The 4,672-nt window shown below is 54.8% G+C and carries 3 protein-coding genes; 2 read left to right on the forward strand and 1 reads right to left on the reverse strand.

The window, feature by feature from the left end:
* On the forward strand, positions 1 to 1,016 hold a 1,016-nt coding region (hisC, locus tag MJZ26_14570; GenBank protein ID MCQ2107001.1), incomplete at its 5' end, for a histidinol-phosphate transaminase.
* Between the two features lie 68 nt (positions 1,017 to 1,084).
* Positions 1,085 to 1,912: a histidinol-phosphatase gene (locus MJZ26_14575; GenBank protein MCQ2107002.1), complete on the forward strand. Its 828-nt coding sequence runs from the start codon at positions 1,085 to 1,087 to the stop codon at positions 1,910 to 1,912.
* 219 nt (positions 1,913 to 2,131) lie between these two features.
* Here the strand turns inward: MJZ26_14575 and MJZ26_14580 are convergent.
* The coding region (locus MJZ26_14580) for an AAA family ATPase (protein MCQ2107003.1) at positions 2,132 to 4,672 on the reverse strand (2,541 nt) is incomplete at its 5' end.

Raw genomic sequence — 4,672 nt, forward strand, 5'->3', positions numbered from 1 at the left:
AGTACGGCCTTACCGATGTGGTAAAGCTGGCTTCCAACGAAAACCCCCTCGGCCCTTCCCCCAAGGCCAAGGAAGCCTACTTGAAGATCGTGGACACCTTGCATCTGTATCCTCGCGGCGACGCTCCCACCTTGATTAACGCCTTGGCTGATTTCTATAAGGTGAACACCAACCAGCTGGTGCTGGGTAACGGTTCCGACGAAATCATTGACATGGTGGGCAAGGCATTTATCCGCCAGGGAGACAACTGCGTGGGCATCACCCCCACCTTTAGCGTCTATAAGTTTACCACCCTTTCCAACGGTGCTGATTTCATTGGCGTTGGTGAAGGCGACCAGAAGACCGACTTGAACAAGTTGGCCGCAGCCATCAACGAGCGTACCCGCGTGGCCTTTATCTGCAGCCCCAACAATCCCACCGGCGTTTACTACACTGGTGCGGAACTTGAAGAATTTTTGAGCAAGGTTCCAAGCAATGTGATGGTGTTCCTGGACGAAGCCTACTCTGAATTCGCTACCGCTGAAGATTACCCTCGCATGTTCGAAATGATCGCGAAGTACCCCAACTTGCTTATCAACCGTACCTTCAGTAAGATCTACGGTCTGGCAGGCATCCGTCTGGGCTACGCCATTTCTAGCGAACAGGTCATCAAGGCCATGTGGAAAATCAAGCCGCCTTTCGACATCAACCTGGCCGCCCAGGCTGCAGCTATTGCCGCCCTCAGCGACAAGGACCACGTGGAACGTACCCGCCAGCTGAATGCCGACGGCATTAAGGTGCTGAAGCCCTTCTTCGAAAATCTCGGTTTCAAGGTGCTTCCCACCCAGGGCAACTTCATCTGCGTCCACATTGGCGAAAAGGCCAAGGAAATGGTGCAGTTCCTGGAAGAGCGCGGCATGATTATCCGCGGCCTCACCAGTTTTGGCCTGCCGGAACACGTGCGCATTACTCTGGGCAAGCCTGAAGAAAACCAGTTCTTGATGGATCTTGTTAAGAAATGGACAGAAAAGGTTTAAGACGCGTTAAAGCCCGCGTGTCATCCTGAGCGGAGCGCAGCGGAGTCGAAGGATCTAGAGATTTTAATATGGCCGCAACAAAAGAGAATCTTGATTTATTGAACATCGCCTTGAAGGCAGCAGAACTTGCCCAGGGGAACATCCTGAAGTATTTCCAGAATGACGTGGGCGTGGAATGGAAGGCCGACAAGACTCCCGTCACCATCGCCGACAAGAGTACCGAAGAACTTTGCCGCGAATTCTGGGCCAAGGAAACTCCGGGCTTCGGCGTCATTGGCGAAGAATTCGGAATCGAAAGTCCCGACGCAGAATACCAGTGGGTCATCGACCCCATCGACGGCACCAAGGCATTCATCCACGGGGTTCCCCTGTTTGGTACGCTGATTGCTCTTTACCGTCGCGGGGAAGCTATCGCAAGCTTGATTCGCATTCCTGCCATGAACACCGCCGTATGGGCTGTAAAAGATGGCGGAGCATTCCTCGGCAGCAACGCCCAGAATTGCCGCGTTTCCAAATGCTCCCCGGTGGACAAGCTGTCCGACGCCCTGGTCCTTTCCGGTACCGTCAACACCATGGAAACCGCAGGCTATGGCGAGCAGTACGCCGCCGTACGTCGCGCCGCACGCCTCCACCGCGGTTGGGGTGACTGCTATGGTTACTACCTGGTAGCCGCAGGCCGCGCCGAACTGATGATCGACCCAGTGGTTTCCCTCTGGGACATCGCTCCGTACCCGCTGTTGTTCTCTGAAGCAGGCGGCAAGTTCAGCATGCTGGACGGCAGAACCGAACTGTTCGATGCCAACGGCAAGCCCACCGCCCCCATTTATGAAGGCTATACCAGCTTCGCATCCAACGGACTCATCCACGACGAAGTGGCAAGTTACTTCAAGAAGTAGTTCTGTTTTTGTCATCCCCGACATTCCAATTTGTCATCCCGGCCTCGAGCCGGCTGCAACACACTTAGGAACTTGTTCCTTAGTGTGGCTGATCCCCGTAGGGGGAGGATCTCCTTTATAAAGAAACAGCCTCGGACGAATCCGGGGCTGTTCTTGTGTCAGACTTTCGCCCAGCACTTTGGGGGTTAGGAGGATTTTTTTGCGGCGTTCCGCGACGCTTTACTTCACAGTGAACACGCCGTTTTCGTAGTCGATGACCACGGGCTTTGCGGCGGAAATTGTGCCAGCAAGGATTGCGTGACTCAGGGGGCGTTCTACGTTGCGTTCGATGAAACGTTGTATTGGACGTGCACCGAATTCCGGCTGGTAGGCGCCATCGGCAATGGCGTCCAGGGCGGCGTCGGACAAAGTCAACTGCAAGTCCTGACGGGCGGCACGCTTTGCAAGGCCAGCGAACTTCAGCTTTACAATGTCACGGATCTGAGGCTTGGTGAGGCTCTGGAACACCAGAGTTTCATCCAAACGGTTCAGGAATTCCGGACGGAAGAAAGCGTGAAGGTTGGCGTCAATTTCATCCAAGGTCACCGGCGCCGTATTGCCAGAGGCCAAGCGTTCCCGGAACTTTTCAGAGCCCAAGTTAGAGGTCATCAAGATCAGTGTATTCTTGAAGTTCACCGTGCGGCCCTTACCATCGGTCAAACGACCATCGTCAAGAACCTGCAGCAAGGTGTTGAACACATCGGGGTGAGCCTTTTCGATTTCATCCAGCAAGATGACGCAATAAGGCTTGGTTCGTACAGCTTCCGTCAGCTGGCCGCCTTCTTCGTAGCCCACGTATCCCGGAGGCGCACCAATCAAACGGCTCACCGTATGCTTTTCCATGTATTCGCTCATGTCGATACGGACCAGAGCGTTTTCGTCATCGAAAAGTTCCACAGCCAAGGCCTTGGCCAGTTCCGTCTTGCCAACACCCGTGGGGCCCAGGAACAGGAAGCTGCCGATAGGAGCGTTTTCGCGACTCAACCCACTTCTATTTCTTAAAATAGCTTCGGACACCGCTTCCACCGCGTCATCCTGCCCGATAACGCGAGCGTGCAAGCGTTCATCCAAATGCAACAACTTGGACTTTTCACCTTCGCAAAGCTTGGTTACGGGAACGCCAGTCCAACGGCTCACCACCAGGGCGATGGTATCTTCCGTCACCTCTTCGGTGAGTTCGCCGTCACCTGCAGCCTTCGCAACAGCCGCAGTCTTTTCGGCGATTTCCTTTTCCAGGTTCACAATCTTGTTGTACTTCAGTTCTGCAGCGCGGTTCAAGTCGTAGCGGGCTTCGGCCTGTTCCATTTCGTCCTTGGCCTGCTGCAAAGCTTTCTTCAAGTTCTGCAGTTCAGCACTCTGGGCGCGGCGTTCCTGCCAACGATCCTGCATCGCCTTCACCGCGGCTTCCGTCAAGGCCAATTCCTCACGCAGTTCCTTCAAGCGCTTTACGGAATTGTCATCCGTTTCCTTCGCCAGAGCCTGTTCCTCGATCTTCATCTGCAGTTCCTTACGCTGCAAGGTATCCAGAGCTTCAGGCACCGTATCCATCTGGGTCTTTACAAGGCTTGCGGCTTCATCGATCAAGTCGATGGCCTTATCCGGTAAAAAACGGTCGCTAATGTAACGGCTGGACAGCTTAACCGCAGCCACCAGGGCGTTATCGTGCAAACGGACTCCGTGGTGGGCGTCAAAGCCGTCCTTAATACCACGGAGGATGGAGATAGATTCTTCTTCGCTAGGTTCATCAACCTGCACCGGCTGGAATCGGCGTTCCAATGCGGAATCCTTTTCGATGTACTTACGGTATTCCTGGGTGGTGGTAGCGCCAATGCAGTGCAATTCGCCACGAGCCAGCTTCGGCTTCAGCATGTTACCCAAGTCCATGGAGCCCTCGGTCTTGCCGGCGCCCACGATGGTATGGATTTCATCAATGAACAGAAGAGTATTTCCGTCTTCTTCAAGAGCGTCCAGAACAGATTTCAAACGTTCCTCGAAGTCGCCGCGGTACTTTGCACCAGCCATCAGGGCGGACAAATCCAGGGCGAAAAGTTTCTTGCCCTTCAAGGCGTCAGGCACATCGCCGCGATAGATTCGCTCGGCGAGCCCTTCGACGATAGCGGTCTTACCCACGCCAGGTTCACCAACGAGGCAGGGGTTGTTTTTCGTCTTTCGGCTAAGGATCAAGATAACACGACGGATTTCCTCTTCACGGCCAATGACCGGGGAAAGCTTGCCATCGGCAGCCATTTCCACCAGTTCACGACCATACAACTTCAGCGGAGACTGTTCCTCGGCATTGGCAGCACCGGCAAACGGATCGGAGAGCCAAGTCTCCACCACTTCCACAGAGCCCAGGGCGTCCTCAAACACCTTGGCAATGCCGCGGTCCCCCGCAAACTTCATCAAGGCCACCAGCATGTCGCCGGGAGTCACCATACGGTTTACCTGGCGCGCCGCCTGCACTGCAGCACGCAAAACACGGTTCAAATCGCTATCGGGGCCCACATCCGGGTTCGCCCCTTCCACACGGGGCACCTTCTGCACAAAAGGCTCCAATCGCCCACGCAGTTCATTTCCCTTAACGCCCTTGCTCTTGTACAGCTTTTTCAGGGTAGCGTCAGGACCTTCCACCAAGCCCACAGCCAAATGGGCACATCCCAGGTAGGAATGGGAATTACGGTCCATCAAACTCTGGGCCTTGGCCAAAACCTTTTCTGCATC

The sequence above is a fragment of the Fibrobacter sp. genome, from assembly GCA_024398965.1.
Lineage (GTDB): Bacteria > Fibrobacterota > Fibrobacteria > Fibrobacterales > Fibrobacteraceae > Fibrobacter.

Bases quoted from the DNA above. Each gene is read 5' to 3' on its own strand.
- MJZ26_14575 (MCQ2107002.1), top strand. From the start codon at position 1,085: ATGGCCGCAACAAAAGAGAATCTTGATTTATTGAACATCGCCTTGAAG.